Origin of the sequence: Vibrio sp. 10N.222.46.A1 (assembly GCF_041473595.1) — a bacterium.
Lineage (GTDB): Bacteria > Pseudomonadota > Gammaproteobacteria > Enterobacterales > Vibrionaceae > Vibrio > Vibrio tasmaniensis_A.
Window position 1 is genome coordinate 1 of sequence record NZ_JBFRSN010001271.1, and the last position, 3,079, is coordinate 3,079.

Genomic DNA, 3,079 nt, shown 5'->3' on the forward strand with positions numbered 1-3,079 from the left:
GTTGAAGGGTTGTTCAGACGTGAAGCCATTCCATACATCAACACCTCGTCACTGTCTGTTGAAGAGATTTCGACACGAATCTTGGAACGTACAGGTTTGAGAAGGCGCTTGTTGTAGAAAAAGACAATTGAGTCATAAAAATCGAAGCTCGTACGGACAATGGTTCGGGGAGCTTCGATTTTTCTTTTAGCTGGTTGTTAGCTATTAACTATTAACGACTCAACAAATTAGCGAAGCAGCATGATGCTAAGCGTTTTGCTCTGTTTTTCGAGCCAATGTTCAAGTGCTGGTGGCCATTCGATACTTGGTTCGACACAGAAACCGCGAAGCATTGAGAAATAAAGAGCTTGATCAACCAAAGGTAGCGATGATTCACCATTCTCTAGTTCCAATAGAAGCTCTGCATCTTTCAGCAATGGGTTAATCAGTTGAACGTATTGTGGGGTCTTTTCTAAGAGCTCTTCAAAATTAAAGCCTTCGGTCTCTTTACTAACACGCCAAGCTTTTTTTGCTCCAGCCGAACGATATTCAGCCAAGTCGAGGTTCCACCAACGTGGGCGTCCGATCTGTTGAGTGAGAGGGAAAGTTCGGCTTTGGAAAAGAGTAGCCTGCTCTGAAGGTTCACGTTGCTCATTATTTGATTTCAAATCCATGAAATAAGCAATGATGTCTAGGCTTTCGGCCATGATAGAACCATCGTCTTTCTGTAAGACGGGCACCATTTTTTTACCGATCAGATCGATAAGGGTTTGGGCATCATCATAATCCACAGAAACAAGTTCGATATTCAAGCCAAGAGATTGAGCAATGTAGGCAACTCTTGCACAGAAAGGGCAGTGGTCGTAAATGTAAAGCTTCATAGCTTCCCTCATTTATGGTCATTACAAGTATAAGATAATGCTAATGTACCAGAAACTCTTACGAATACTAAGCATCAATAAATGCCAAGTTCCAGTAAACGCTTAGCACTAATAAACAGCATGCACTAACAGACAATAAGTATTTAGTGTAGATACTCTTTACTGAATTCTATTGTCCGTTGGATTGGACGTTATTGTAATGAGTAAATTAGAGGGGAAACTGGTGGGTAAATTACAGGCACAAAAAAGGCTCTGGCTGCTCACTCTAATGTAGAAGAATGAAGTCAGCCAAAGCCTCAATTTTGTTACCTTTAGCAGAGTGACTACTAAAAGAGCGGAGCGGTTAAACTATGCTTTTTTAAGGTCTTTTGCAGGGTAAGTAAGCGTCATTATTGCGCCTTCTACTGTTGTAACATGAACGTAGCCACCACCAGCACTTAGGCCAATTACTACCATTTCACCTAGCTCAACACCTTTTGTTGCAACAACGCGATCATCAACTGAAAACACTTTACACACCTTCAATAAAATAAATAAATACGACAGATATCGAACGCGGATTTAAACAGATGGTATCCCAATCAACTAATCCGGTTATTTGTCGTAAAGATTAAATTTAGTTATGCATAAATCGGCATTTCTTAAAAATCAGTTGGTTAACATGCTTGGGGTGTTATTTGTCGGCGGGATAAATGACACCAACTTGCTGACGCATATCTGTAATTAACTTGGCAACGGTTAAAGCACGCAGTTGGGCTTGAGCTTGGGTGCTTTTGTCACCAGCAATGCAGTTTGCAAAGGCTTGGACCTCGTAACTCATGGAGTTTTCGCTTTGTGCTTGAGTAAGGTTTTCTACCGTGCCATCACGATAGCGAATCTTAACGTCGGTGCATTCTGCAATGTGATCGATGATGATCGCTCCCTGTTCGCCTTGGATCTCGCTTGGTACGTAAGAGTCGCTGACTTTAGAGTGCGCAAGGGTTACATCAAATTCTGGATACTGGAAGATCGCACAGCCATGCGCATCCACACCTGAGTCAAGTAGCTTTGCCGAAGCCAGCGCATTCTCAGGTTCACCAAACAGAGCAGAAGTCGCGGCTACGCAGTAGAAGCCAATATCGACTAATGAACCGTTAGAGAAAGCTGGGTTGAAGGTGTTTGGGTTCTCGCCGTTTAGGTATTTCTGGTAACGCGATGAATACTGACAGTAGTTGATGTGCGCTTTATGCACTTTGCCTATCTTTTTTAAGCCGAGTTGAACTTGCTCAAAGTTCGGTAGATACTGAGATTTATACGCCTCAAACAGCACCACCCCGTTCTTCTGAGCGACCTCAAACATGTGTGTTGCTTCTTCAATATTCGATGCGACAGGCTTCTCACAGATGACATGCTTGCCGTGTTCCATCATCAAGATAGATTGCTCGCAGTGCAGTGAGTTTGGTGAAGCGATGTACACGGCTTCAACTGTGTTGTCATTTGCCAATGCGTCGAGTGAGTCATACGTCGTTTCAACGTTAAATTCTTGGGCGAACTGTGCCGCGCTGGCCAGATTTCGTGAATAAACCGCAGCAAGTTGCATCGATTGTGATTCATGAGCAGCTTGAACAAATTTCTTTGTAATCCAATTGGTTCCAATTACAGCGAACTTAATCATAAGGTATCCGTTAGTTAGTATATTAATTCTATGAAGATAGTAGCACTCAATGGCTAGCATTGTTTCTGAGATTTGCGGAACAATTCTCCAAGATCTTTAGTCTGATATTAATATTAACTCGTCTATACCTGAGCTTTCTAGAGCATCATAATAGAGTCTTTTGTTGTGCTGGTTCGGAGGTGGGAGGTGCAGGTTTAGTATCAGTGACCGATTGTATTCTCTCAATTGGTGGTTTATTGGAAGTGTTTAATATAAAAGACTCAATACCCAAAGAATGAAGATCTATTGATTATATCCTCTCGTCAATTCTTAAGAAATATTATACAAGCTGAATTGGTGTGCAATTGTATTTATATGCAATCGCGCAATTAACCTATGGTGTTTTAATATCACTTTGTTTAGTAATTGATAACATTTTAAGACAATAAATGTTATCGATTGGGAGCAATTTACGTTACAGAGTCACGAAATTGAACATAATTGGAATAATGAACAACATTTGTTTTAGATTGGTTCTAATTATGAGAAATAGGGGGGTTACTTTTGTTGATATTTATATTAATTT

General features: G+C 40.9%; 3 protein-coding genes and 1 pseudogene. 1 reads left to right on the top strand and 3 read right to left on the bottom strand.

What is annotated here, in order from left to right:
• A pseudogene (locus tag AB4496_RS25865) lies at nt 1–117 on the top strand (phosphoenolpyruvate synthase regulatory protein); the annotation flags it as partial.
• Nucleotides 118–227: 110 nt separating this feature from the next.
• Here the strand turns inward: AB4496_RS25865 and grxB are convergent.
• From grxB to AB4496_RS25880, 3 genes are all read right to left on the bottom strand, one after another.
• Nucleotides 228–860, bottom strand: coding sequence for a glutaredoxin 2 (grxB, locus tag AB4496_RS25870; RefSeq protein ID WP_009846295.1), 633 nt, complete (start codon nt 858–860; stop codon nt 228–230).
• 348 nt (nt 861–1,208) lie between these two features.
• Complete coding sequence (locus AB4496_RS25875) at nt 1,209–1,370, bottom strand: hypothetical protein (protein ID WP_009846296.1); 162 nt, start codon at nt 1,368–1,370, stop codon at nt 1,209–1,211.
• Nucleotides 1,371–1,533: 163 nt separating this feature from the next.
• Entirely contained in the window at nt 1,534–2,514 is a 981-nt protein-coding gene (locus tag AB4496_RS25880) for a Gfo/Idh/MocA family protein (RefSeq protein WP_009846297.1), read from the bottom strand.
• Nucleotides 2,515–3,079 lie beyond the last annotated feature (565 nt).

Bases quoted from the DNA above. Each gene is read 5' to 3' on its own strand.
- grxB (WP_009846295.1), bottom strand. From the start codon at position 860: ATGAAGCTTTACATTTACGACCACTGCCCTTTCTGTGCAAGAGTTGCC.
- AB4496_RS25880 (WP_009846297.1), bottom strand. From the start codon at position 2,514: ATGATTAAGTTCGCTGTAATTGGAACCAATTGGATTACAAAGAAATTT.